This window comes from Micromonospora sp. CNB394, assembly GCF_000374985.1.
Classification (GTDB): domain Bacteria; phylum Actinomycetota; class Actinomycetes; order Mycobacteriales; family Micromonosporaceae; genus Micromonospora; species Micromonospora marina.
In genome coordinates this window covers 24,132-47,154 of sequence record NZ_KB895850.1, presented here as the reverse complement: position 1 = coordinate 47,154, position 23,023 = coordinate 24,132, and the positions used below count along the sequence as shown (strand labels likewise).

Here is a 23,023-nt window from a genome sequence, read left to right as displayed (position 1 = left end):
GAGGGCGGCACCGCGCTCTACGCGACGGTCCGGGCCCGCACACCGAGAGCTGCTCGACCGGTACGACCCACAGCGGATCAACGCGATCGTCGTGCTGACCGAGGGCAAGAACGAGTACCGACAGGACAATGACCTGGACCGCCTGCTCGCCGAGGCTGCCCTGGATTCGCGGCGTCCGGTGAAGGTGTTCGGCATCCCGCCGACGCCCTGACCTCGACGCGGGGCTGCCCGCTCAGGCTCCCGGTGCGGCGACCAACCGCTCCGCGGCGACCTGCGCCGCGTCGGTGCGTACGACGCCGGCGAACTCGCGGGCGCGGGCGGCCACCTGCGGCCGCAGCGCGGCGCCCAGAGCCTCGGTCAGCGACTCGACGGTCGGCACGGAGCCGGAGTGTGCGGTGCCGATGCCGAGCGCGGACACCCGGCGCGCGAAGTAGTGCTGGTCGTACACCTGCGGTACGACGACCTGCGGCGTCCCGGCCCGCGCGGCCGTGGTCGTGGTGCCCGCGCCGCCGTGGTGGACCACCACGGCCACCTCCCGGAACAGGTCCTGCTGGTTCACTTCGCCGACCACCAGGCAGTCGGGGGACCGGTCGACCGGCGAGAGCGGTGCCCAGCCCCGGGAGACGACCAGCCGGCAACCGACCGCGCGCACGGCCCGCACGGCCGTCTCCAGCAGACCCGTGGGTGCGGCGACGCTGCCGAATCCGACGTAGACACACGGCCCGCCGGCGTCCAGGAAGGCCGTCAGCTCGGCGGGCAGGGCCCGCTCGTCGGGCAGGAGCCAGGCGCCCGGTTGGTAGACGGCCGGATCGGCGACGTCCGGCCAGGGTGCCAGGGTCGGGTCGGCGGCCAGCCACGGCCGGTCGGTGTGGATGTGATCGCTGACATCGGCGACCGGGCCCAACCCCACCGTCGACCGCAGCGCGTTGAGGGGCGCGGCGAAGGTGTCGTTGACGTGCCGCAGGTTGGCGGCCCACAGGTCGCTGTTGTCGGCCGACGCGGGCGCCGGAACCTCCCCCGGCACCGGCAGCGGCAGCGGGGGGTGGTGGGGTGAGGGAAGGGCCGCCGGGCAGAGCGCCGCGAAGACGTACGGGATACCGCGCTTCTCCGCCACGGTGCGGGCGGCGATCTGGAGGCCCGTCGACGCGACGAGGACGTCACAGTCCCGGGCTGCGGCCGACAGCACCTCGAACTGGATGCCGATGGAGGACTCGGCGAACTTGCGTACCTGCGCGGGCGAGGGTTTGGGCACGGCGGCCCGCGACCTGGACGCCGCCGACCTGCGCCAGGGCGGGCCGACGGGCACGAAGGGAATCCTGAAGCTGGCCACCCAGCGGGCGAAGTCGGGCGGGGCGCAGAGGCGGACCTGGTGACCGAGGGCCGTCAACCGCGACGCGAGCGCCACCAGTGGTTGGACATCGCCGCGCGACCCGAGAGTCGACAGTAGTACGCGCACAATACTCGCCTTCCCGTCTCTTGCGCCGGATCCGGGCGCGGTTGGGCCAGGCCCGACAGCGTTGTCGGGCCTGGCCGCACCGTCGATCTGCTATCCCCGCGTCGTGGAGCGCCCCGGCGCCAGGGCAGCGGGTCGCGCCCTGGCGGCGGTCTGAGCGGGTACCTGGCGCGCGGCGCCGGGCGCGGGTCGGAGGGGCCGCAGGGTCAGTACGTGGCCGAGCCCTTCGACCGCGCGCAGCTCGGCCGTGCAGGCCGCGGCCTGCGCCTGGCGCAGGTAGTCCAGCGTCTGCGGGTCGGCGGCGCACATCCCCGGCGTCGAGTCGGCGGTGGCGACCAGGTGGACCTCGCCGGCCAGCAGCAGCGAGGCCGAGATGAACTGGCAGAGTTCCGGCCACAGCAGGTACCGCCAGAAGTCCACACTGATCACCGCGTCCAGGCTGCCCGGCGGCATGGGCGGGGCGACGCCGAGCAGGTGGAAGTTGGTCCGCCCGATGGGTGCGGCGTAGTCGAAGGTCAACGCCGAGGCGGGCAACCCGGAATCGGCGCGGCCGGTGCCGATCCAGAGCGTACGGTGCCCCCGCACCTGGCCGGCGAAGCGCGCGGCGGCGGGCCCGATGGCGCAGGCCGACCGCTCGACGCACTCGTCGATGAGCGCGCGATAGTGCAGGATGCGCCGGATCGCCTCGTACCCCATGACGGCGGTGAGGAACTCCCACTCCAGGCACGGATAGAGCCGGGCCGCCTGCTGGAAGTTGGCCTTCATCTCCATCCAGTTGCGGGTGATGTTCTTGTGGTGCGGCAGGTGGACGACCCGGGCGTCGTCGTCGTAGCCGAAGTTGACGCCGTCGGGGAGGCTGCGGTCGACGCGGTAGAACAACTCGACGTCCTCCACGCCGTAGCTCAGACCGAACGCCTCGCGGTAGCCACCGACCTGCGCGAAGTGCGCGCTGGACAGCGAGATGTTGTGCGTGTAGGCGATGACCCAGCCGGCCCGGAGCCACTCGCCCCCGTCGTCGGGAAGCCCTGTGGCGAACCGCAGGTCGCCGCCGTGCGGGAAGGCGCGTGCGACCGCGTGCGGCTCCCCGGCAAGCACTGCCGGCAGGTCAGCGAGGCCGATCTCGTCCCGCCGGCCGATCAGCACCGCCGCGTTGCCGGGCACGCTGTGCCAGGCCAGGTGCCGCTCCAGCAGGTCGGGCACCGCCCACGAGTCGGCGTCGAGGAAGACCAGCAGAGGTGCGCAGGCACGGCGCGCCCCCTCGTTGCGGGCGACGGAGCGACCCTTGCGCTCGGCGAGTTCCAGCACGCGCAGGCGGAGACCGGCGCCCTCGGCGAGCGCCTCGGCGTACCCGTCGGGCGAGCCACCGTCCCGCACCACGATCACCTCGAAGCGTTCCGGCGGCAGCGTCTGCCGGGTCAGCGCCCTGAGGGTCAGCGCGAGGCACTGCGGATCCTGGTAGGTCGGCATCACCACGCTCAGCGCCGGAGGGTTGGTGGGCAGCGTCATGGCGATCCTCTCCGTCAGACGATCTTGCCGCCGGGGGGCGGTGACATTCGTCAGACGATAACGTTCCGCGATGACATCCTTACGAATCATTAGGGGTCCATAGGGGTGCGCTGTCCCATCTCGACAGTCGCCGCCTGACCGGAACCTCAGGGCGTTCGCAAGGTAGTGAGATGACCGGATTGCCGGTTGTGGGGTAGTCACGCCGGTTGCGGCGGGAACGTAGGAGAGCGGCCTCCTGGTGATCATTCAGGTGTCTAAATTGGATGATCGAGAAGAACCGCGCCGAATGGGAACGACTACGGATTCGACCTGCTCAAGGAGCATCTCGCCACCCATCCACATCCGTCACTTAGCCGACCGGCCCGGTGACCGATGGCGGTACGGACCTGGTCCGACCACAGCTGCTCTCCAGCAGCGGCTGCGGTCCGACCATCGACCCGCACCGGGCCGTCGACCAGCATGGCCACCTGGGGGTGCTTGGACCCGGCCGGAGCAGAGCGGATCAGTCACCGGCTCGGGCTCCGGCGCGGTCACCTCGTCCCAGACCTTCTCCAGGTCGCTGCGGGTGGCGTCGCGGACCAGCTCGACCAGTTCGGGCGATCGCGCGTACGCCGCTGCAGCGGCACCGGGCCCCGCCGCCGGCGGGATCACCGGCGGCGGAGCGTTGGTCAGCCGTCAGGGAAGCCGGATGGTCCTGGTGTTCGGGAAGCTGTAGGGGCAGGAGATCGACGAGCCCGTGCCGATGACCACGTAGCCCGGTGGAATCGGAGACACCGAGCAGACGACGGTGGTGCCGGTGGTCGACGGGGTGCGGATGCTCCAGGTGTTGGGGAAGCTGTAGGGGCAGGAGATCGTCGAGCCCTCGGCGGTGATCACGAACCCGGCTGGCACAGCCGTCACCTTGCACATCGAGGTCGACGTGGAGGTGGACGGCTTCTTGATGGTCCAGGTGTTGGGGAAGCTGTAAGGGCAGGAGATCGACGAGCCCTCCGCGATGACGACGAAACCGGTCGGAACGGCCGTCACCTTGCACATCGTGGTCGTCGAGGTGTTCGACGGGGTGGTGATCGTCCAGGTGTTGGGGAAGCTGTAAGGGCAGGAGATCGACGAGCCCTCCGCGATGACGACGTATCCGGCGGGCACGCCCGAGCTCTTGCAGATCGTCGTCGTCGCCGCACTGGCCGGCGTCGCGAGGGCCAACGCGGCGGCACCGCCGACGACCACCGCGGCCAGCGCCGTCGCCATCGTTCGCAGTAGCGCCCTGGGTCGGCCTGCCGGCGTCGGCGCGGTAAGACACCGCCACGCCCGTTCCATCCGATTCATTCGGGGACCCTTCCTGATGCAGGTGTCGCACAGCAGCGCTGCTGTGACTTTGCGTAGCCATATTGCGGGTCTCTGGCGGTCCAAGGCAATGCCGAAGGCAATAGATGAACGAAAGAAGTCGGGCGGACGGGTAGCCGAAGTCGTTGACCTCACTCGATGCCAGAGTTGCTGAATTAATCGGGCGGCAACACTGAGGTGATCGGCCGCGATGCGGTCCAGCCCGGCCCGAACGTGGTGTTAGTAAACGAATGGACCGCAATTGCTGACCGGGTCATCGGACAGTCGCATCACGAGGTCGGAGCCGGATGTCATCCGGAATTCCCCAGGGGCCCGGAAGGCCATTCAAAAGTGGGTTGACGCTCGCAGATGTCACGATGCGTGACCGTTAAGGTTGGGTGTGCCGAGCAGCAGCGTCCCAAGTGGACGCGACGGCTGAAACCCGGATAGGTCAACTTTGTGTGGAAGATGATCGAGGGCCAACCGCGGGTTACGTTCAAGCTGATCCCGATCGCCATGCCGATGCCGTGGACGCTGCTGACCAGCGCCAGCCCGGCGAGGTCCTGGCGCAGCCGGGTGAGCGTCCGAGTCCCCGCCTCGCCCGCTCTGTCTGCCAGCTGCTGCGTGTGTACGGTCTGGGCCACGACGGCGACGGCACGGCATGCGAGCAGAAAGCCGCCGTAGCTGGAGGAGCTGGCGCCTCGGCGACGCCCGGAACGGGTCCGCCGGATCCCGGCCCAGCGGGCATCTCGAGCGGCCGCGGACCACCGGCTCGACCCGGGTTCGAGGCGTCCGCTAACCGCTGCCCTGATCGTCGAGGCACCGACGCAGGACAGGGGTGGCAGATGATCAGGTTCGGCTACAAGGCGTCCGCCGAGCAGTTCGGCCCACGGGAACTGCTCGAGTACGCGGTGCTCGCCGAGGAGTACGGCTTCGACTCCGTCTTCGTCAGCGACCATCTCCAGCCGTGGCGGCACGACGACGGGCACGCGCCGGCCGCGCTGCCGTGGCTGGGCGCCCTGCTCACGCGTACCCGTCGGGTGGTGGTGGGCACCAGCGTGCTGACGCCGACGTTCCGCTACCACCCGGCCGTGGTCGCGCAGGCCTTCGCCACGCTGGGCTGCCTCGCCCCCGGGCGGGTGGTGCTGGGCGTCGGTTCGGGCGAGTCGCTCAACGAGGCGCCGTTGGGCGCCGCCTGGCCGGCGCCGGCGGAACGGCTGGCCCGGTTGACCGAGGCGGTCCGGCTGATCCGTCGGCTGTGGACGGAGGAGCGGGTGACCTTCGCGGGGCGGTGGTACCGCACCGACCGGGCCACCATCTACGACCGGCCGGCCCGTCCGGTGCCGCTCTACGTCGCCGGCGCGGGGCCGGTGGCCGCGCGGCTCGCCGGGCGGGAGGGCGACGGCTTCATCTGCACCAGCGGCAAGGGCCGCGACCTGTACGCGGAGAAGCTGCTACCCGCCGTGCGGGAGGGCGCCGGCCAGGCCGGCCGTGCCGTGGACGACGTCGACCTGACGATCGAGCTGAAGGTGTCGTTCGACCCGGACCCGGAGCGGGCGCTGCGCGACACCGCCCACTGGGCCGCACTGGCGCTCACCGGCGAGGAGAAGACCGGCGTCGACGACCCGGTCGAGATGCAGCGCCGGGCGGCCGCGCTGCCGCTGGCCCGAGCCGCGAGCCGGTGGATCGTCTCGTCGGATCCGGCCGAGCACGCGGCCCGCGTTCAGGAGTATCTCGACCTGGGCTTCCGGCACCTGGTGTTCCACGCCCCCGGCCCGGACCAGGCGCAGTTCCTCAGCCTCTACAGCACGAAGGTGCTACCCCTGCTGCAGGTCGGCACACGGGTGTGACCGCCACCGACCGTCCCTGGACCGTCCTGGTGCCCCTGAAGCGGCTGGACCGGTCCAAGAGTCGGCTTGCCCTCCCCCCGGCGCTGCGCCGGGCGGTGGCGGAGGCGATGCTCCTCGACGTGCTGGCCGCCGCCGCCCCGGTGGCGCGGGTGTGCCTGGTGAGCGCGGAACCGGCCAGGGACCGCTACGGCGTACCGGTGCTGCCGGATCCGGGCGGTGGCCTGTCGGCCGCGGTGGCGCACGCCGCCGCCCGGTTCGACGGCCCGGTCGCGGTGCTCTCCGGCGACCTCCCGGCGGCCCGCCCCGCCGAGCTGGCGGCGGCGTTGGCCGCCGCGGCGGCGCTGGACACCGCCGTGCTGGCCGACGCCCCCGGGTCGGGCACCACCCTGCTGACGGCGCGCCGCGGGCGGTGGCTGCGCCCGGCGTACGGGCCGGACTCGCACCGGCGTCACGTCGGCGCGGGGATGGCGGACCTCACCGGCCGACTGGCGCTGCCCGGTCTGCGCCGGGACGTGGACACCGTGGCGGATCTGCGGGAGGCCGCCCGGCTGGGGATCGGCCCGGCGTCGACCGGGCTCCTCGCGGCGGCCGGTCACACCTGTGTCGGGAGCCCGTGGCTCGCGGTCTGACCTCGCCAGCCGGAGCACGGTCTGGTCTAGCCAGCCGGAGCACCGCGACCGCGGCAGCGGAGTCGGCTGCCGCGGTCGTATGCCGACGTCGGTCAGTCCCGGTGGGCCGTCACGCGGCGGACGTCCAGGCGGACGCCCTGCCCCCAGAGACGGTCGGCGAAGAGCGCCAGGCCCACGGTGAGCTGGCGTGGGGCGGCGGGCTCCTCCGGCCGGCCGTTGTCGCGCATCGCGTACCGCGCGTCGAGCGCCCGGCGCCCGATCCGGTCCACCCGCAGCACCTCGGTGTCGCCGACGTGCCAAAGGGCGGTACGCCGGTCCGCGTCGTAGGTGAGGGCCAGGGCGTGCACGTCGGCGGGCTGACGGTCGAGCACCGGCACCGCGTACGAGAACCCGGCGTACCCGTGCGGCGGGAAGGCGAGCCGCTCGTAGACGGCGAAGACGCAGCGATCGGTGACGATGAAGTCGAAGACCATTCCCGTCTCGCGGTCCATGCAGATCAGCGCCGCCGCGCCCAGCCGCAGGTCCCGGTACGGGTCGACGACCGCGTCGCCGTAGGTGTGCCGGTCCAGGCCGTACGCCTCGACGGACAGCTCGGCGCGAACGGTGAACCGGCCGGCCGGCACGGCGAACCCCGGGAAACCGTCGGCGGTGTCCCGATTCGCCATCAGCGCCCAGCGCAGGTGATCGGTTTCGGACAGCGGCTGCGGCGGCTCGGCGAACGCGGGCTGACCGGTCGCCGGGTCGGTCGCCGTGGGGACGACCGTCAGACCGCTCGGGCCGGTACGCGCCACGCCGTCGCCCGCCGGAAAGCCCGGCACCGGACGCAGCCGCCACCGCGCCGTCTCGCCGCCGACGGAGAGCGGGCCCGAGAAGTCGTCCCGCAGCACCTCCCCGGTCGCGGCCACACGGGTCGACGCCTCGGATTCGATGCTCACTGCAACCTCCAGGATTCCGAACCGGTCGGTTCAGCCGTTACGCGGTACGCCGGCGGCCGGCGGCGCGCTGTGTGCGGTGCTGGGCGCCCAACCGGTGCGGGCCAGCCAGCCGGCCAGGGTGAGCAGCTCGGGGAACTGCCGGCGCAGCGCGGGAATGTCCGCCTGGTAGCCGATCCGGTTCAGCCAGCCGTACGCGGTCGCCTGCCACTCGCTCTGCCGTTGCAGCTCCGCCATCGGCACCGGTTCGAACCGGGTGGGCAGCCCGGTGTGCCGCTGGAACGTCTCGGCGATCTGGTCACCGGTGAGCTCGTCGCCGGCCAGCTCGATCTTCGCTCCGATGGTGGACGGGTCGTCGAACGCCGCCGCGGCGAAGAACCCGATGTCGCCGGAGGCGATCATCTGCAACGGCTTGCCGGGGGCCAGGCCGCGCCGGTACACCAGCCCGCCGTCCTCCAGCAGGGGCGGGTACTGGCCGAAGTTGTCCATGAAGTAGGTGGGGCGCAGGAAGGTCGCGGGCAGGTCGTGCTTGCGGATCCGCTCCTCGATCCGCAGCTTCGCCTCGCGCCAGAACACCCCCTCGGGTCGTTCGGCCCCGCCGACGGAGCTGTGCACGAAGTGCCCCACCCCGATCTCGCCGGCCACGTCGGCGATGTTGACACCGTGTCGTTCCTCCGCCGGCACGCCGCCCTGGCTCAGCGGCGTCTGCACGCTGAACACCCCGTACGCCCCGGTCATGGCGGCGCGGATCGACGCGACGTCGTCCAGGTCGCCGACGACCAGCGTCGCCCCCAGCGCCCGGAGTTCCCGGGCGGCGGGCCGCTGCGCGTCCCGGACGAACGCGTGCACCGGCCAGCCCCGGCGCAGCAGGTGCCGGGCCGTCCCACCGCCCTGCTTCCCGGTCGCCCCGAAGACCAGCACCCACCGGTCTGCGCGTGATGACACGGCCGCCTCCTCGTACCTCGTCGCGGTCCGCGCGGTGTCCCGGCCACCGCCGGAGCGCCGCGCCTGCCGCCGAAGGTTCACCGACCGGGATAGAGCCGGGTTCGAGAGCCGGTCGAGGCCGGGTTCGAGCGGCTCTCGAGCCGGGTTCCAGTCGGGAGCGAGCCGCCGCTCCGACGATCAGGACCCCGGCGTGACCGCACGTCGGGGCCCCGGCGTGACGGCGCGGGGCGAGATGCCGACGAGGGGCAGGATGACGTGATCTTCACCGCGGACGAGCTCGAATACCTGAAGTCGCAGCGGCTCGGCCGGCTGGCCACGATCCAGCCGAACGGCAGCATCCAGAACAACCCGGTCGTCTACTGGTACAACGCCGAGGCGGACTGCATCGACATCGGCGGACGCGCGATGGCCACCACCCAGAAGTTCAAGAACGTGGCCGCGAACGGCAAGGCGTCCTTCGTCATCGACGACGTGGTGTCCCGGCGGCCGTGGCGGGTGCGGGGCATCGAGATTCGCGGCCACGCGGAGGCGCTGGTCGACCAGCCCGTCCCGCCGGAGCTGGAGTTCCTCTCCCCCGAGCTGATCCGCATCCACCCGCAGCGCCTCTTCACGTGGGGTCTGGACCCGGAACACCTCGCCATGGTGCGGCGCAACGTCACCCCCGCCGCCGCGACGCACTGACCGCGCCGACGACACCCCACCCGGCCACCCACGTCACGCCCGGTGGACCGGGCGTGCGGACGTACGAGGAGACGACAGCTGTGACCGAGAACCTCCGTCGGCTCGCGGAAGCGGGCGTGACCATCTGGCGCGACGACCCGGCGGACGTCGGCCCCGGCCAGCCACCGGTGTCCGGCCTGGCCGTCGGCGTCGCCGCGCTGCGGGTCGGGCTCACCGCTCCGGACGGCGGCGCCACGCCCGCCGCGGCGGGCGACGACCTCGACGACGCCGTGCGCCGGGCCGGCGCGGACGTGGCCCGGCGCGCCGCCGACGCACTGCGACCGGGGTACGACGCCTCGGGCGGCCGCGACGGTCTGGTGAGCCTGGAGATCGATCCCCGGCTGGCCGACGATCCCGACGGCACCGTGGCCGAGGCGCGACGACTGGTCGAGCTGGTGGACCGGCCGAACCTGCTGCTCGCCATCCCGGCCACGGCCGCCGCGCCGGCGGCGGTGACCGCCCTGCTGGCCGAGGGCATCGGGGTGAACGTGACCCTGGTGTACGCCCCGGCGCAGCTGCGGACCGTGCTCGACGCGGTCCGCGAGGGGCTGACGGCCGCGGAGGGATTTCCGCCCGCGATCGTCTCGGTGCCGGTGGCGGATGTGGACACCGAGGTCGACAAGCGGCTCTGGGCGATCGGCACGGACAGCTCGGCCCGGCTGCGCGGCACCGCGGCTCTGGCCGGCGCGCGGATGGCGTACGCGGCGTTCGAGAACGCCCTGCGTGGCCGTGACTGGGCGGGTCTGACCGCCCTGGGCGGTCCCCGGCCGCGGCTGGCCTGGACGTCGACGCAGGTCCGCGACCCGTACTACCTGGAGACCCGCTACGTCGACGAGCTGGTGGTCCCGGGGGTGCTGACCGTCCTGTCGGCGGCCACCCTCGCCGCGGTGGTGAAGGGCAGCGAGGTGCGCGGGGACAGGGTGCACGGCTCCTACGAGGACGCCCACGCCGCGTTGGAGCGGCTGACCGCGATCGGCGTCGACCACGACGACGTGCACCGGGTGCTGCGCGAGAAGGCGCTCGCCCGGGCCACCACCGCCTGGCTGCGGCTGCGCGACACGGCTGCGGCGCAGCGTCAGCCGGTCGGCTGAGGATGACCGGTCGACGGACGGTCGCGCCGGAACAAAACCCGCCGGGCCGGTCGGCGCTGCGCCGCGCGCTGCGCCGGGCCCGCGACGGGGTGAGCCTCGACGTCGGCGAGGCGGCGGTACTGCTGGCCGCCCGCGGCGAGGACCTGGACGAACTCGTCGGCGTGGCCGGCCGGGTACGCGACCAGGGCCTCGCCGCGGCGGGACGGCCCGGCACGGTGACGTACTCGCCGAAGGTCTTCCTCCCGCTCACCCGGTTGTGCCGGGACCGCTGCCACTACTGCACGTTCGCCACCGTCCCGCACCGGGTGCCGGACGCGTACCTGAGCCCGGATGAGGTGCTCGACATCGCGGCGGCGGGCGCCCGCGCCGGGTGCAAGGAGGCGCTGTTCACCCTCGGCGACCGGCCCGAGTCGCGCTGGCCGGCCGCACGCGAGTGGCTGGACGCGCACGGTTACCCGGACACGCTGGCCTACCTGCGGGCGATGGCGATCCGGGTGCTGGAGGAGACCGGCCTGCTTCCGCACCTCAACCCGGGCGTGCTGTCCTGGTCGGACCTGCAACGGCTCAAGCCGGTGTCGGTCTCGATGGGGATGATGCTCGAAACCACAGCGACCCGGCTGTGGAGGGACCCGGGCGGGCCGCACCACGGCTCGCCGGACAAGGAACCGGCCGTCCGGCTGCGGGTGCTGGAGGACGCCGGGCGCTCGGCGGTGCCGTTCACCACCGGCGTGCTGGTCGGCATCGGGGAGAGCCGGGTCGAGCGGGCCGAGTCGCTCTTCGCGATCCGTCGGGTGGCCCGGGCCTACCGGGGCATCCAGGAGACGATCGTGCAGAACTTCCGCGCCAAGCCGGACACCGCGATGCGGGACGTGCCGGACGCGGAGCTGACGGACCTGGCCGCGACGATCGCCGTGGCCCGGCTGGTGCTCGGGCCGTCGGCCCGGATCCAGGCGCCGCCGAACCTGGTCGGTGAGCAGCACGGGTTGATGCTGCGGGCCGGTGTCGACGACTGGGGTGGCGTCTCCCCGGTGACCGCCGACCATGTGAACCCGGAACGCTCCTGGCCGGCGCTGGACGAGCTGGCGCGGTGGACCGAGCGGGCGGGGTTCACGCTGCGCGAGCGGCTGGCGGTCCAGCCGGAGTACGTTCGCCGCGGCGGTTCCTGGCTCGACCCGCGGGTCCTACCGCACGTCCGGGCGCTCGCCGACCCGCAGACCGGGCTGGCGGTGCCCGGCCGCCGGCCGACCGGGCTTCCCTGGCAGGAGCCTGCGGCCGGCTGGCGGGCGAGCGGGCGCACCGATCTGCACCTCGACGTCGACCGCCGACCCGCCGACGACCGGCGTCGCTCCGACTTCTCCGAGGTGTACGGCGACTGGGACGCGCTGCGGGAGCGGGCGAGGACGACGTCGGCGCCGGTCGGCGGCCGGCTCGACAGCGACGTGGCGGCGGCGCTGCGGCGGGCCGAGAAGGACCCGTCGGGCCTCGGTGAGCGCGACGCGTTGACGCTGATGACCGCCGAGGGGTCGGGTCTGGAGCAGCTCTGCGCGCTCGCCGACGCGCTGCGCCGGGAGGCGGTCGGCGACGAGGTCACCTACGTGGTCAACCGCAACATCAACTTCACGAACGTCTGCTACACCGGTTGCCGGTTCTGCGCCTTCGCCCAGCGGCGCAGCGACGCGGACGCGTACACGCTGTCGGTGGCCCAGGTCGGTGACCGGGCGGCGGAGGCCTGGCGGGCGGGGGCCACCGAGATCTGCATGCAGGGCGGCATCCATCCCGACCTGCCGGGCACTGCCTACTTCGACCTGGCGGCCGAGGTGAAGCGGCGGGCACCCGGGCTGCACCTGCACGCGTACTCGCCGATGGAGGTGGTCAACGGCGCCGCACGGACCGGGCTGTCCATCGAGGACTGGCTCGTGGCGGCCCGCTCCGCCGGGGTGGACTCGCTGCCCGGCACGGCCGCCGAGATCCTCGACGACGACGTGCGGTGGATCCTGACCCGGGGCAAGCTGCCCGCGGCCACCTGGGTGGAGGTGGTCACCACCGCGCACCGGCTCGGCATCCCCACCACCGCGACCATGATGTACGGGCACGTCGACGCCCCGGCGCACTGGGTCGCACACCTGCGGCTCATCGCCCGCCTCCAGGACGAGACGAACGGCTTCACGGAGTTCGTCCCGCTGCCGTTCGTGCACACCAACGCGCCGGTCTACCTGGCCGGCATCGCCCGACCCGGTCCGACGGAGCGGGACAACCGGGCCGTGCACGCGATGGCCCGCATCCTGCTGCACCGTCGGATCCCCAACATCCAGACGAGTTGGGTCAAGCTCGGTGTGGACGGCAGTCGGCTGGTGCTGTCCGGGGGCGTGAACGACGTGGGCGGCACGCTGATGGAGGAGACGATCAGCCGGATGGCGGGCAGCTCGCACGGCTCCGCGAAGAGCGTCGCCGAGCTGCGGGAGATCTGCGCGCCGCTGGGCCGCCCGGTCCGCCAGCGGACCACGCTCTACGGGGAGGTGCCGGCCGAGCGGCTGACGGCGGCGGCATCCGCCAGGCCCAGCCGGGCCCTCCTGCCGGTGCTCGGGCAGCACTGAGCGCGGGTAGGACGCAGCTCCGGGCGGTCGTCGCCCGGAGCTGCGTGCGCACCGCGGCCGGTCAGTCGACGACCAGGGCCACCTTGCCCCGCACGTGTCCGGTCTCGACCTGGCGGTGCGCCTCGGCGGCCTGCCCGAGCGGCACGGTGCTGGCGACCTCGACGACCAGCTTGCCCTCGGTGTAGAGGCGGGTCAGGTCGTCGAGCTTCTGCACCGACCGCTCGGTGCCCACCCGACGGATGCCCAGCTGGGCCGAGCGCGTCCAGTCCGCGATCGTGACGATCCGCTCCGTGCTGCCGAGCAGCTCCAGGGAGACGTCGAGCGCCTCGCCGCCGATCGCGTCGAGCGCCGCGTCCACCCCCTCCGACGCCACCTCCCGGACCCGGTCGGCGAGGCCCGGCCCGTAGGTGACCGGAGTCGCCCCCAGCGAACGCAGGTAGTCGTGGTTGCGCTCGCTCGCGGTGCCGATCACCCGGGCGCCACGGGCCTGCGCGAGCTGCACGGCGAACGAGCCCACCCCACCGGCGGCGGCGTGGATCAGCAGCGTGTCGCCGGACCCGACGCGCAGCTCGTCCAGGGCCGTGTACGCGGTCTGGCCCGAGGCGGTCAGGACCCCCGCCTCGGCCCAGGACATCTTCGCGGGCTTGTGGCCCACCTGGTTGATCGGAACCACGACGGTGTCGGCGTACCCCTCCATCGTGAGGAAGGCGATCACCTCGTCGCCGTCGACGAAGCCGCTGACACCCTCACCGACCTGGTCGACGACGCCGGCGACCTCGTTGCCGAGCCGGACCGGGAAGGTCAGCGGGTTGTACGCGGCGAAGTCGCCGCGCCGGGTCGCGCAGTCGAACGGCTGCACGCCGGCGGCCTTCACCCGGATGCGCACCTGCCCGGGCCCGGCCACCGGGTCCGGCACCTCGACGAGGTGGAGCACCTCCGGGCCGCCGTACTCGTTGAACACCACGATCTTGGCCATCTGGATTCCTTCCGCCGGCGCTGGGCGCCGGTGTCGACGGTGAAGATTTGTCGATCGTCCTGCACTGCCGCCAGTCAGCTCGCCGATCCGGTCTCCCGCCCGGCCGGGCCGTCCCCCGCACCACCCGGCCGGTGGCGGCGGGCGTACGGCGGCAGCAGGAAGGTCAGCGCGAACGCGGTGGCCAGCAGCCCCACGGCGGCCCAGATCGTGCCGCGCAGTGCGGCGGCGAAGCCGCCGTGGGTGGCGTCCCGGCCGGCCTCGTCGACGGCCGCGGCCACCGCGGCGCCGTCGCTGGTCGCGCCGGAGGCTCCGCTGACCTCCTCCCCGAGCCGGCGGCAGGCCGTTGGGACGGCGTCGGGGTCGGTCGTGTCCGCGCTCTCCCGACCGCAGGCGCGCAGCCCGTCGACGATGCGCTGCTGCTCGGGGGCGGGCACGCCGATCGCGGCGAGCCGGGACCGCAGGGCGGACGCGTCGGCGTCGGCGGCCTGCGCGACCTGACCGCCGAGGAGGCCGAAGAACAGGGTGCCCAGCACCGCCGCGCCGACGGCGCCGCCGAGCTGCTGCATCGCGTTCAACGTCCCCGATGCCGAGCCGTACTCGGCGGGGCGCACTCCGGCCAGCACGATGTCGAAGAACGGGGAGAGGAACAGGCCCAGACCGGCGCCGTAGATCAGCAGCACGGGTGCGAAGTGCCACGGCGACACGTCCGCGCCCTCGACGCGGAGCACCAGGAACACCCCGAGCACTCCGCAGATCATCAGCGCGGTGCCGAGTTGCAGCGATCGGCGTCCCAGCCGTTGGGTCAGCCCGACCGCGGTGGCTGCGAAGCCGACCAGGCTGCCCAGCGCCTGGGGTAGGACGGTCAGCCCGGCCTTGAGCGGCGAGAAGCCCAGACCCGCCTGGAGGAAGACGGCGAACACCAGCGCGAAGCCCACCATGGAGGTGAAGATGGCCAGCCCGGTCGCGAGGCCGCCGGTGAAGGCCCGGTTACCGAAAAGGGTGGGCACGATGAGCGGGTCGCCGCCGCGTCGCTGGACGCCGGCCTCGAACCGGGCGAAGACCACGAAGAGGATCAGCGCGAGCGCGATGAGCAGGAAGGTCCAGGCCGGCCAGTCGAGTTCGCGCCCCTGCACCACGGGATAGACCAGCAGCAGTGCGGCGACCGCGGCCAGCACCGCGCCGGGCAGGTCGAGGCGGCGGGCCGTGGACTGCCGGCCGGCGGGCAGGAAGCGGGCCCCCGCCACGACGGCGAACAGCCCGATTGGCAGGTTGATCAGGAAGATCATCCGCCAGCCGGTGCCCCACAGGTCGGCGCTGATCAGCCCGCCGGCCAGCACGGGGCCGGCTACCGAGGCGAGACCCATGGCCGGGCCGAAGACACCGAACGCGGTGCCGAGTTCGCGGGGCGGGAAGACCGAGCGGATCACGCCGAGCCCCTGCGGGAGCATCACCGCGCCGAAGAGGCCCTGGGCCACCCGGGCGCCGATGAGCATGCCCGGCGAGGTGGCGACGGCGCAGAGCAGGGAGGTCAGCGTGAAGCCGGCCGCGCCGACCAGGAACACCGGTCTGCGGCCGTAGAGGTCGCCGAGGCGGCCGCCGGTGATCAGACCGGCGGCCAGGGCCAGCGTGTAGCCGGCGCCGAGCCACTGGATCAGGGCCGGGCCCCCGCCCAGTTCCGCCCGGATCGACGGGGCGGCGATGTTGGTGACCAGGGTGTCGAGCAGATTCATGATCGAGGCCAGCAGGACCACGACGAACGCCGGCCACCGCCACCGGTAGGCTCCGCCGGCCGTCGTCGGCTGCGGCGCGAGGGCCACGTTGTCGGTCATGTCGTCCCGTCCGTCAGGGTGGATCCGGGCCTGCGGTCCTGCGCCGGCCGGGATTCGGTAGCCAAAACGTTCGAAGTTCGATACCTTCCAAAAGCGAAGTATTCTGGAGTCGGAGTAATCATGTCAAGACGAACGCGGAACGAGGTGGTCTTCGGCCTGATGCGCGCGTGGCGAGCCGCCCGCCTGCAGACCGATCTGCTCGACGACACCGCCTTCCACAAGATCGGCATCAACCGCACCGACGGACGCTGCCTGGACGCGCTCAGCGAAGGACCGATGACGGCGACCACGCTGGCCCAGGCGTGCGGGATCAGTCCCAACGCACTGACCACCGTGGTCGATCGGCTCGCCGAGCGCGGGCTGGTCGAGCGGGTCAAGGACCCGACCGACCGCCGGCGGGTGGTGGTCCGCCTCACCGCGCTGGCCGACCACATCAGCACCCAGCTGTACGGGCCGGTGGTGCAGTGGTCGCTCCACAACTTCGAGAAGTACTCCACCGACGAACTCGAACTCATCGAAGGCTTCATCAACTCCGGCCGGGAGTTCCAGGCCGAACACGTCAGGTACATCAACGAGCTGGAGCTGTCCTGGGACGTCCCGGACGCACCAACCACCGACGGCCCCGGCGGGGGCTGATCCACCACGTCCCCACGCGGGCGTACCGCCGGCGCCGTCGACGTCATCGACAGCCTAGGGAGCAGAACATGGCCACGACCACGGAACACGTCCGCCCCGCCCTCGGACGCCTCGGCGTCCGGACCCTCGTCACCGTCTCGGCGATCCTCGCCGCCGCCCTCGTCTACCTGCTCTTCGTCCGCGTCGGCGGTTACGAGCTGCGGGTTCCGGAGACCCCCGGTTCGAGCGTCTCGCGCCCCATGCAGTTCGGCGAGATGGTCGGGGCGGCGACCATCGCCTGCTTCGCCGGCCTGGCCTTCCTGACGGTGCTGGAGCGCTTCACCCCCAAGGCCCTGACCATCTGGACGGTGGTCGCCGTCGTGCTCTACCTGGGGACCCTGCCCTACCTGCCCGGCTTCCGGGTGATGGACCGGCTGATCATCGTGCTCATGCACACCGCACTGGCCGCCGTGCTCATCCTGGGCCTGCGCCGGACCTCGACCCGTCCGGCGTGACGGGCCGACGACACCCACGCAGAGGAGGACGAGGATGCTCGTCGAGGTCTGGTCCGACATCATGTGTCCCTGGTGCTACATCGGCAAGCGGCGGTTGGAGAAGGCGCTGGCCCGGCTGGGCGACCCCCGCATCGGCATCACCTGGCGCAGCTACGAACTGCGGCCCGGCCACACCCGTACCCCGGACATCACGCTCGGCGAAGGAATGGTGCGCTGGCGGGGCCGGACCGAAGCCGAGGTGACCAAGCTCTTCGGCTGGATCCGCAGCCTGGGCGCAAAGGAGGGGCTGGCGCTCAACCTCGACACCGTCCGCCCGGTCAGCTCGTTCGACGCGCACCGGCTGACCCACCTGGCCGGTGCGTACGGGCTTCGCGACGAGATGACCGAACGTCTCTTCCGCGCCCACCTGACCGAGAACGTCAACGTCGCCGACCACGAGGTGCTGCTCGGTCTCGCCGACGAGGTCGGACTCGACGCCGCGACGGCCCGGCAGGTCCTCGACAGTGGCCGGTACGCCGCCGAGGTGCACGCGGAGGCCCGCGCGGAGGGGGTGACCGCCGTGCCGACGGTGCTGGTCGACCGCCGGCAGCACGTCGCCGGAGCGGCCGAGGTGACGGAGTACCTCGCCCTGCTGCACCGGGCGCAGGCCGCCGCGACCCCGTCCTGACGGCGGCGGGGCCGGCCGGACGACGGATGTCCGGCCGGCCCCGCCGCCGGTGCCACCTCTCATTCGGCGCCGAACGGCGCCAGGGCGAGCAGGCGTTCGTCGTACTCGACGCCGGCGCCGTCGTCGCGCAGCACCGCCACCACCGTGCCGTGCACGTCGGCGTTGACCGGGATCATCAACTTCATCGCCTCGACGATGCCCACCTGCTGGCCCGGCGAGACGATGTCGCCCTCGGTGACGAACGGCTTCGCGCCGGGCTCGGGGGCCCGGTAGAAGACGCCGACCGTGGGGGCGCGGACGAAGTGCTGCCCGGAGTCCGCGACGGCTTCGACCGCCGGGGTGGCGGCCGACCCGAGCGGAGCCGGCGGCTCCGCCGCGGCGACGGCCGGTCCGGCCGTCGACCACTCCGCCTCCAGCGTCAGCTCGCCGGCCCGGATCCGCAGCGCTGAGGGCTGCCGGGGCAGGTCGGCGAGGAGTTGCAGGGCGCTGCGCCGTACGGCGTCCAGGGCGGCCGGGAGATCGGGCGACGTCCGGTCGCTTCCGTCGCCTGCGACGGCGGTGTCTGGGCTCATTGCCAGCCTTCCTGCTCGGCGGAAAATCGGGGAACCATCGCGGTCAGTAGTTGCCCAGGCCGCCGCAGACGTTGAGCGCCTGGGCGGTGACCGCCGCCGCGTGGTCGCCGACCAGGTAGTCGACCATCGCGGCGACCTCGTCGGGCTGGACGTAGCGGCCGAGCGGAACCCGGGCGGTGATCCGGTCCCGGGTCTCCTCCTCGGAGACCCCCCAGATGTCCGCGTAGTGCGCCCGGACCCGCTCGGCCATCGGCGTCTCCACGAAGCCCGGGCAGACCGCGTTCACCGTGACGCCGGCGCGCGCCAGCTCCAGGCCGAGCGCCTTGGTGAGACCGACCACGCCGTGCTTCGAGGCCGAGTACGGCGCCGCGTGCACCACGCCCTGCTTGCCGCCTGTGGATGCGATGTTGATGATCCGGCCGTGCCCCCTCTCGAGCATGCCGCCGACCTTGAGCACCTCCTTGGTCATCAGGAAGACGCTGTTCAGGTTGGTGTTGATCACGTCGAACCAGAGTTCGTCGGCGATCTCGGCGGTGGCGCCGCCGCCGCTGCGGCCGGCGTTGTTGACGAGCACGTCGACCGGCCCGTAACGGGCCACGGCGGCGGAGACGAACCGGCGGATGTCGTCCGGCACGGAGACGTCGCAGGTCTGGCCGTCCACCTCGAAGCCCTCGTCGCGGAGCGCCTTGATCGTCGCCGACAGCTCCTCGTCGTGGCGGGAGCAGATGAAGACCCGGTGGCCGCCCGCGGCCAACCGCCTGGTGATCGACAGACCGATGCCGCTGGTCGCCCCGGTCACGATCGCGACCGGCTGGTTTCCCTTCACGCTTCCTCCACTGACCACTTCGTAGGACAGGACGCTGTGACGGTGGCGCAGCGGGCTCGAGGCCGCGTCGAACCGGTCTGGAACACCGGCCCGACCACCGGCGCTCGCCGCGTTCTCGAGGCCGGTTCGAGGCCCTCGGGGCACGGTGGGCGCAGTGGTCGGCAGGGCCACGGCGGCGTACGCACGCGGTGGCCCCCGAGGGCGCCCCGGACCGGCCGCCCAGTCTCTCTCCCGAGGAGCGCGATGATCGGCACCGAGTCCCTCACCGACCTGTACGTCGAGGTCCAACACTTCTACGCGCGACAGATGCATCTGCTCGACGGGGGCGCGTTCGAGGAGTACGCGGCGACGTTCACGGAGGACGGCGAGTTCACCCACACCCCGCAGCAGCCACCGGCCCGCACCCGGGCGGGCATCGTCGCCGAGCTGAACCGGTTCCACCAGCGCTTCGCCGACGACCCGGTGGTCCGTCGGCACTGGTTCAACATGCTGAAACTGGACCCGCTGGAGGGCGGGGACATCGCGGCGACCTACTACGCCCTGGTGGTCACCACCCGACCCGGTCGCAACGTGACCATCGCGCCGAGCTGCGTGGTCCACGACGTCCTGGTCCGCGAGAACGGCGCGCTGCTCACCCGGTCCCGGAAGGTGGACCACGACCAGGTGCCGTGAGCCGTCGCACCGGGTCCTCCGGCGCGGCAGGGCCACCCTGCCGCGCCGCGTCCCGTTACGGGCTTGTTGGATCCGCCGCGCGGGATGCCTGACGGGCTACCGGACGGCCGGCACGCCGACGGTGGCGAAGAGTTCGTCGACGAGGGCGGTGTTGTGCTCCGCCGCCCGGAAGGTCGGATGGTCGACGACCTTCCGCAGAAAGTCGCGGGTGGTGCTGATCCGAGGGCCCGACACTCGGCACTCGTCGAGTGCGCGCAGCATCCGGGCGATGGCCCGGTCCCGGTCCGGCGCCCAGACGATCAGCTTGGCCAGCAGGGAGTCGTAGTTCGGCGGCACGACGTAGCCGGGGTACGCGTGGGTGTCCACCCGGACGAACGGCCCGGCGGGCACGACGAACTCCTCGAGCAAACCGGGGGTCGGTGCGAAACCGGCGTCCGGGTTCTCCGCGTTGAGCCGGCACTCGATGGCCACCCCGCGCGGCTGGACGTCGCGTTGGGTCATGGTCAGCCGCTCGCCGGCCGCCACCCGGAGCTGTTCCTGCACCAGGTCCACGCCGGTGACCGCCTCGGTGACCGGATGCTCCACCTGGATCCGGCAGTTGACCTCCATGAAGTAGTACCGGCCGTCCGGGTCCACCAGGAACTCGAAGGTGCCCGCCCCGACGTAGCCGACCGCCGACGCGCCGGCGACGGCCGCGGCGCCCATCCGCTCGGCGAGACCGTCCGGCAACCGCGGCGACGGGGTCTCCTCGATGAGCTTCTGGTGCCGGCGCTGCACGCTGCAGTCGCGCTCACCGAGGTGGATCGCGTTGCCGTACGCGTCGCAGAGCACCTGGATCTCGACGTGCCGGGCGCTGCGCAGGTACTTCTCCACGTACACCCGGCCGTCGTTGAAGAGCATCTGGGCGGTGGCCCGGGTCCGGCGGTGGGCGTCGGGGAAGTCGTCGGACCGGGTCACCACCTGCATTCCTCGACCGCCGCCCCCGGCGACCGCCTTGATGATCACCGGGTAGCCGATCTCGTCGGCGAGCCGGTGGGCGGCCTCGGGCCCGAGCGGATCGAGGCTTCCCGGCAGCAGCGGCAGGCCGGCGTCGGACATGATCTTCCGGGCCGAGCCCTTGTCCCCCAGTTTCGCCATCACCGGCGCGGGCGGACCGATCAGGACGATCCCCTCCATGGCACACGCGTCCGCGAAGTCGGGATCCTCGGAGAGGAAGCCGTACCCGGGGTGAATGGCATCCGCGCCGGTGCGCCGGGCCGCCTCCAGGATCGCGGCGGCACAGAGGTAGCTCTGCCGGGGCGGCGGCGGACCGATCTGCACCGCCTCGTCCGCGTACCGCACGGCCGCCGAGTCACGGTCCTGTGTCGAGTGCACGACGACCGTGCGGATGCCCATCTCCCGGCAGGCGCGGGCCACCCGGAGCGCGATCTCGCCCCGGTTGGCGATCAGGATCGTACGGAACACGGCTCTCCTTCGAGGGCGGGGTGCGGGCGGAGGCGCCTACCGGCGCGGTTGGCTCATGGTGCGCAGCTCGGACTCGACGGTCAGCGCCGATCCGTACTGCCGGAACCGGGCCCGGCGGTCGGCCCGCAACTGCGGGCCGGTCAGTTGCCGCAGCTCGCCCAGACTGTCGGCCAGTGCGCGACGCAGGGCGTCGGCAGCGGCCAGCGGGTCGGCCCCGGTGCCGCCGTCCGGTTCGACCACCACCGCGTCGACGACGCCCAGCCGCAGCAGGTCCCGGGAGCCGACCCGCAGCGCGGCGGCCGCGCGGGGCGCCGCCGCCGGGTCCTTCCAGAGGATCGCCGCACAGCCCTCCGGCGAGATCACCGAGTAGACGGCGGAGCTGAAGGCCAGCACCCGGTTGGCGACCGCCAGCGCCAGCGCGCCCCCGCTTCCCCCCTCCCCGATGATCACGGTGACCACCGGGACGGTCAGCAAGGCCATCAGCCGCAGGTTCTCGGCGATGGCCACGGCCTGGCCCTGCTCCTCGGCGTCCGCGCCCGGATAGGCGCCGGGCGTGTCGACAAGCGTCACCACCGGCAGCCGGAGCTTCTCGGCCAGGCGCATCAGCCGGGCTGCCTTGCGGTAGCCGGAGGGCATCGGCATGCCGAAGTTGCGCTGCGACAGCTCCGCCGCGGTGTGCCCCTTCTGCTGCCCGATCACCATGACCGGACGCCCGTCGAGCCAGGCCGTCCCGCCGACCACGGAGGGACAGTCGCCGGAGATCCGGTCCCCGTGCAGTTCCTGGAAGTCGACGAAGGCCGTCGCGAGGTAGTCGAGCGTGGTCGGACGGGTCAGGTCGCGTGCCCGACGGACCTGCTCCCACGCGTCGGCCTCGGGCAGCCGACCCGGGTCCCGCACCAGCCCCTCGCCCGGCTCGGGCCGGCCGCTGTGGGAGGACCGGCCGGCGCCGACGGGCCGGGCGTCGCCGACGGGCCGGTCGGCGTCGGTGGCGGCGCGTAGCAACCGGCCGAGCTCGGTACGGAGCCGGGGCCGGGGCACGATCCGGTCGACGACGCCGCGCTCGAGCAGGAACTCCGCGGTCTGGAACTCGGCCGGCAACTGCTGCCGGATGGTCTGCTCGATGACCCGTCGACCGGCGAAGCCGAGCCGGGCGCCGGGCTCGGCCAGGATGACGTCGCAGAGTGTGGCGAAGGATGCCGCGACGCCGCCGAAGGTGGGATCGGTGACCAGGGAGACCGTCAGCACTCCCGCCTCGTCGAGCTGCGCCAGCGCGGCGGCTGTCTTGGCCATCTGCATGAGGGAGAGCACGCCCTCCTGCATCCGGGCGCCGCCGGAGGCGGAGACGATGACCAGCGGCGTACGACCGGCCAGTGCGACCTCCGCGGCCAGGGTGATCAGCTCGCCCACCGCGCTGCCCAGGCTGCCACCCAGGAAGCGGAAGTCCATCACCGCCAGGACCACCGGGACACCTTCGACGGTCGCCCGCGCGCACAGCACCGCCTCGTCCAGGCCGGTCCGGGCCCGGGCCTGGACGAGCCGCGCCGGGTACGGGACGGTGTCGACGAACTGCAACGGGTCCTCGCTGCGCGCTTCCAGGTCGAGCTGCTCGTAGCGGCCGTCGTCGACGAGCTGCGTCAACCGTTCGACCGCGGACAGCGCGGTGTACCGGCCGCACTCGGGGCAGACGCTCAGGTTGCGCCGCCACCGCTTGCCGTACACGGGGGTGGTGCAACCGGGGCAGAGCACCCACCGCGGTTCGTCCACGATCCGGTCCACGGTCTGCCTCATCCGTCCACTCCCCCTCGGCCGGCTTCCTGCTGGCGAGGAGCAATCTGCCCCGGACCGCT

Annotated in this window: 20 protein-coding genes; 9 read left to right on the top strand and 11 right to left on the bottom strand. The window is 72.7% G+C overall.

Translation table 11 applies throughout. From position 1 onward, the window contains the following. Positions 1–232: 232 nt before the first annotated feature. From C569_RS0123155 to C569_RS0123145, 3 genes are all read right to left on the bottom strand, one after another. The gene (locus tag C569_RS0123155; RefSeq protein ID WP_026268546.1) at positions 233–1,456 is read right to left on the bottom strand and encodes a glycosyltransferase; all 1,224 of its coding nucleotides are present in this window, start codon (positions 1,454–1,456) and stop codon (positions 233–235) included. 90 nt (positions 1,457–1,546) lie between these two features. Beyond that, on the bottom strand, positions 1,547–2,959 hold the full coding sequence (locus C569_RS0123150) for a glycosyltransferase family 2 protein (RefSeq protein ID WP_018788128.1): 1,413 nt from the start codon (positions 2,957–2,959) through the stop codon (positions 1,547–1,549). 675 nt (positions 2,960–3,634) lie between these two features. Beyond that, positions 3,635–4,204 (bottom strand): hypothetical protein, encoded by a 570-nt coding sequence (locus C569_RS0123145; RefSeq protein WP_018788127.1) that lies wholly within the window; start codon positions 4,202–4,204, stop codon positions 3,635–3,637. 920 nt (positions 4,205–5,124) lie between these two features. On the opposite strand from C569_RS0123145, the gene fgd reads away from it, so the two are divergent. Together fgd and cofC are read left to right on the top strand one after the other, a co-directional pair. Further along, positions 5,125–6,129: a glucose-6-phosphate dehydrogenase (coenzyme-F420) gene (gene fgd, locus C569_RS0123140; protein ID WP_018788126.1), complete on the top strand. Its 1,005-nt coding sequence runs from the start codon at positions 5,125–5,127 to the stop codon at positions 6,127–6,129. Beyond that, a complete protein-coding gene (gene cofC, locus C569_RS30895) occupies positions 6,126–6,758 on the top strand; it encodes a 2-phospho-L-lactate guanylyltransferase (protein WP_018788125.1) in 633 nt (210 codons plus the stop codon). Before fgd ends, cofC begins: the two co-directional genes overlap by 4 nt. 92 nt (positions 6,759–6,850) lie before the next feature. On the opposite strand, the gene C569_RS0123130 is transcribed toward cofC, so the two are convergent. Both C569_RS0123130 and C569_RS30890 read right to left on the bottom strand, forming a co-directional pair. Further along, positions 6,851–7,693, bottom strand: coding sequence for a DUF6081 family protein (locus C569_RS0123130; protein WP_018788124.1), 843 nt, complete (start codon positions 7,691–7,693; stop codon positions 6,851–6,853). Between the two features lie 30 nt (positions 7,694–7,723). Further along, the gene (locus tag C569_RS30890) at positions 7,724–8,635 is read right to left on the bottom strand and encodes an NmrA/HSCARG family protein (protein ID WP_036346718.1); all 912 of its coding nucleotides are present in this window, start codon (positions 8,633–8,635) and stop codon (positions 7,724–7,726) included. Between the two features lie 255 nt (positions 8,636–8,890). Between C569_RS30890 and C569_RS0123120 the strand changes: the two genes are divergently transcribed. The 3 genes from C569_RS0123120 (at position 8,891) to C569_RS0123110 (ending at position 13,040) form a co-directional block, all read left to right on the top strand. After that, entirely contained in the window at positions 8,891–9,316 is a 426-nt protein-coding gene (locus C569_RS0123120; protein ID WP_018788122.1) for a PPOX class F420-dependent oxidoreductase, read from the top strand. 80 nt (positions 9,317–9,396) lie between these two features. After that, on the top strand, positions 9,397–10,446 hold the full coding sequence (locus tag C569_RS0123115) for a transaldolase family protein (protein ID WP_018788121.1): 1,050 nt from the start codon (positions 9,397–9,399) through the stop codon (positions 10,444–10,446). A 2-nt stretch (positions 10,447–10,448) separates the two neighbouring features. Beyond that, entirely contained in the window at positions 10,449–13,040 is a 2,592-nt protein-coding gene (locus C569_RS0123110) for a bifunctional FO biosynthesis protein CofGH (RefSeq protein ID WP_018788120.1), read from the top strand. A 61-nt stretch (positions 13,041–13,101) separates the two neighbouring features. Here the strand turns inward: C569_RS0123110 and C569_RS0123105 are convergent, their stop codons facing one another. Both C569_RS0123105 and C569_RS0123100 read right to left on the bottom strand, forming a co-directional pair. Next, positions 13,102–14,016 carry an NADP-dependent oxidoreductase gene (locus tag C569_RS0123105; RefSeq protein WP_018788119.1) on the bottom strand — a complete coding sequence of 305 codons (915 nt, stop codon included), beginning with the start codon at positions 14,014–14,016 and terminating at the stop codon, positions 13,102–13,104. A 74-nt stretch (positions 14,017–14,090) separates the two neighbouring features. After that, positions 14,091–15,845 (bottom strand): MFS transporter, encoded by a 1,755-nt coding sequence (locus tag C569_RS0123100; RefSeq protein ID WP_018788118.1) that lies wholly within the window; start codon positions 15,843–15,845, stop codon positions 14,091–14,093. A 120-nt stretch (positions 15,846–15,965) separates the two neighbouring features. Here C569_RS0123100 and C569_RS31805 point away from each other — a divergent pair, with 120 nt between their 5' ends. The 3 genes from C569_RS31805 to C569_RS0123085 all read left to right on the top strand — a co-directional run bounded on the left by C569_RS31805 (position 15,966) and on the right by C569_RS0123085 (position 17,642). After that, a complete protein-coding gene (locus C569_RS31805; RefSeq protein WP_081636007.1) occupies positions 15,966–16,481 on the top strand; it encodes a MarR family winged helix-turn-helix transcriptional regulator in 516 nt (171 codons plus the stop codon). Positions 16,482–16,549: 68 nt separating this feature from the next. Next, complete coding sequence (locus C569_RS0123090; protein ID WP_018788116.1) at positions 16,550–16,975, top strand: DUF6069 family protein; 426 nt, start codon at positions 16,550–16,552, stop codon at positions 16,973–16,975. Between the two features lie 34 nt (positions 16,976–17,009). Next, on the top strand, positions 17,010–17,642 hold the full coding sequence (locus C569_RS0123085; protein WP_018788115.1) for a DsbA family oxidoreductase: 633 nt from the start codon (positions 17,010–17,012) through the stop codon (positions 17,640–17,642). A 59-nt stretch (positions 17,643–17,701) separates the two neighbouring features. Here the strand turns inward: C569_RS0123085 and C569_RS0123080 are convergent, their stop codons facing one another. Continuing rightward, positions 17,702–18,214: a biotin/lipoyl-containing protein gene (locus tag C569_RS0123080; protein WP_018788114.1), complete on the bottom strand. Its 513-nt coding sequence runs from the start codon at positions 18,212–18,214 to the stop codon at positions 17,702–17,704. A gap of 43 nt (positions 18,215–18,257) precedes the next feature. Beyond that, positions 18,258–19,040, bottom strand: coding sequence for a 3-oxoacyl-ACP reductase (locus tag C569_RS0123075; RefSeq protein ID WP_018788113.1), 783 nt, complete (start codon positions 19,038–19,040; stop codon positions 18,258–18,260). Between the two features lie 243 nt (positions 19,041–19,283). Here C569_RS0123075 and C569_RS0123070 point away from each other — a divergent pair, with 243 nt between their 5' ends. Then, on the top strand, positions 19,284–19,712 hold the full coding sequence (locus C569_RS0123070) for a nuclear transport factor 2 family protein (RefSeq protein ID WP_018788112.1): 429 nt from the start codon (positions 19,284–19,286) through the stop codon (positions 19,710–19,712). Between the two features lie 96 nt (positions 19,713–19,808). Here the strand turns inward: C569_RS0123070 and C569_RS0123065 are convergent, their stop codons facing one another. Together C569_RS0123065 and C569_RS30880 are read right to left on the bottom strand one after the other, a co-directional pair. Then, positions 19,809–21,176: an acetyl/propionyl/methylcrotonyl-CoA carboxylase subunit alpha gene (locus C569_RS0123065; RefSeq protein ID WP_018788111.1), complete on the bottom strand. Its 1,368-nt coding sequence runs from the start codon at positions 21,174–21,176 to the stop codon at positions 19,809–19,811. A gap of 36 nt (positions 21,177–21,212) precedes the next feature. Then, complete coding sequence (locus C569_RS30880; protein WP_036346686.1) at positions 21,213–22,964, bottom strand: acetyl-CoA carboxylase carboxyl transferase subunit; 1,752 nt, start codon at positions 22,962–22,964, stop codon at positions 21,213–21,215. Positions 22,965–23,023: the final 59 nt, after the last annotated feature.

Excerpts from the sequence above, each read along its gene's own strand:
- C569_RS0123150 (WP_018788128.1), bottom strand. The coding sequence starts at position 2,959 with ATGACGCTGCCCACCAACCCTCCGGCGCTGAGCGTGGTGATGCCGACC.
- C569_RS0123145 (WP_018788127.1), bottom strand. The coding sequence starts at position 4,204 with ATGGCGACGGCGCTGGCCGCGGTGGTCGTCGGCGGTGCCGCCGCGTTG.
- fgd (WP_018788126.1), top strand. The coding sequence starts at position 5,125 with ATGATCAGGTTCGGCTACAAGGCGTCCGCCGAGCAGTTCGGCCCACGG.
- C569_RS0123110 (WP_018788120.1), top strand. The coding sequence starts at position 10,449 with ATGACCGGTCGACGGACGGTCGCGCCGGAACAAAACCCGCCGGGCCGG.
- C569_RS0123105 (WP_018788119.1), bottom strand. The coding sequence starts at position 14,016 with ATGGCCAAGATCGTGGTGTTCAACGAGTACGGCGGCCCGGAGGTGCTC.
- C569_RS0123100 (WP_018788118.1), bottom strand. The coding sequence starts at position 15,845 with ATGACCGACAACGTGGCCCTCGCGCCGCAGCCGACGACGGCCGGCGGA.
- C569_RS31805 (WP_081636007.1), top strand. The coding sequence starts at position 15,966 with ATGTCAAGACGAACGCGGAACGAGGTGGTCTTCGGCCTGATGCGCGCG.
- C569_RS0123090 (WP_018788116.1), top strand. The coding sequence starts at position 16,550 with ATGGCCACGACCACGGAACACGTCCGCCCCGCCCTCGGACGCCTCGGC.
- C569_RS0123085 (WP_018788115.1), top strand. The coding sequence starts at position 17,010 with ATGCTCGTCGAGGTCTGGTCCGACATCATGTGTCCCTGGTGCTACATC.
- C569_RS0123080 (WP_018788114.1), bottom strand. The coding sequence starts at position 18,214 with ATGAGCCCAGACACCGCCGTCGCAGGCGACGGAAGCGACCGGACGTCG.
- C569_RS0123070 (WP_018788112.1), top strand. The coding sequence starts at position 19,284 with ATGATCGGCACCGAGTCCCTCACCGACCTGTACGTCGAGGTCCAACAC.
- C569_RS30880 (WP_036346686.1), bottom strand. The coding sequence starts at position 22,964 with ATGAGGCAGACCGTGGACCGGATCGTGGACGAACCGCGGTGGGTGCTC.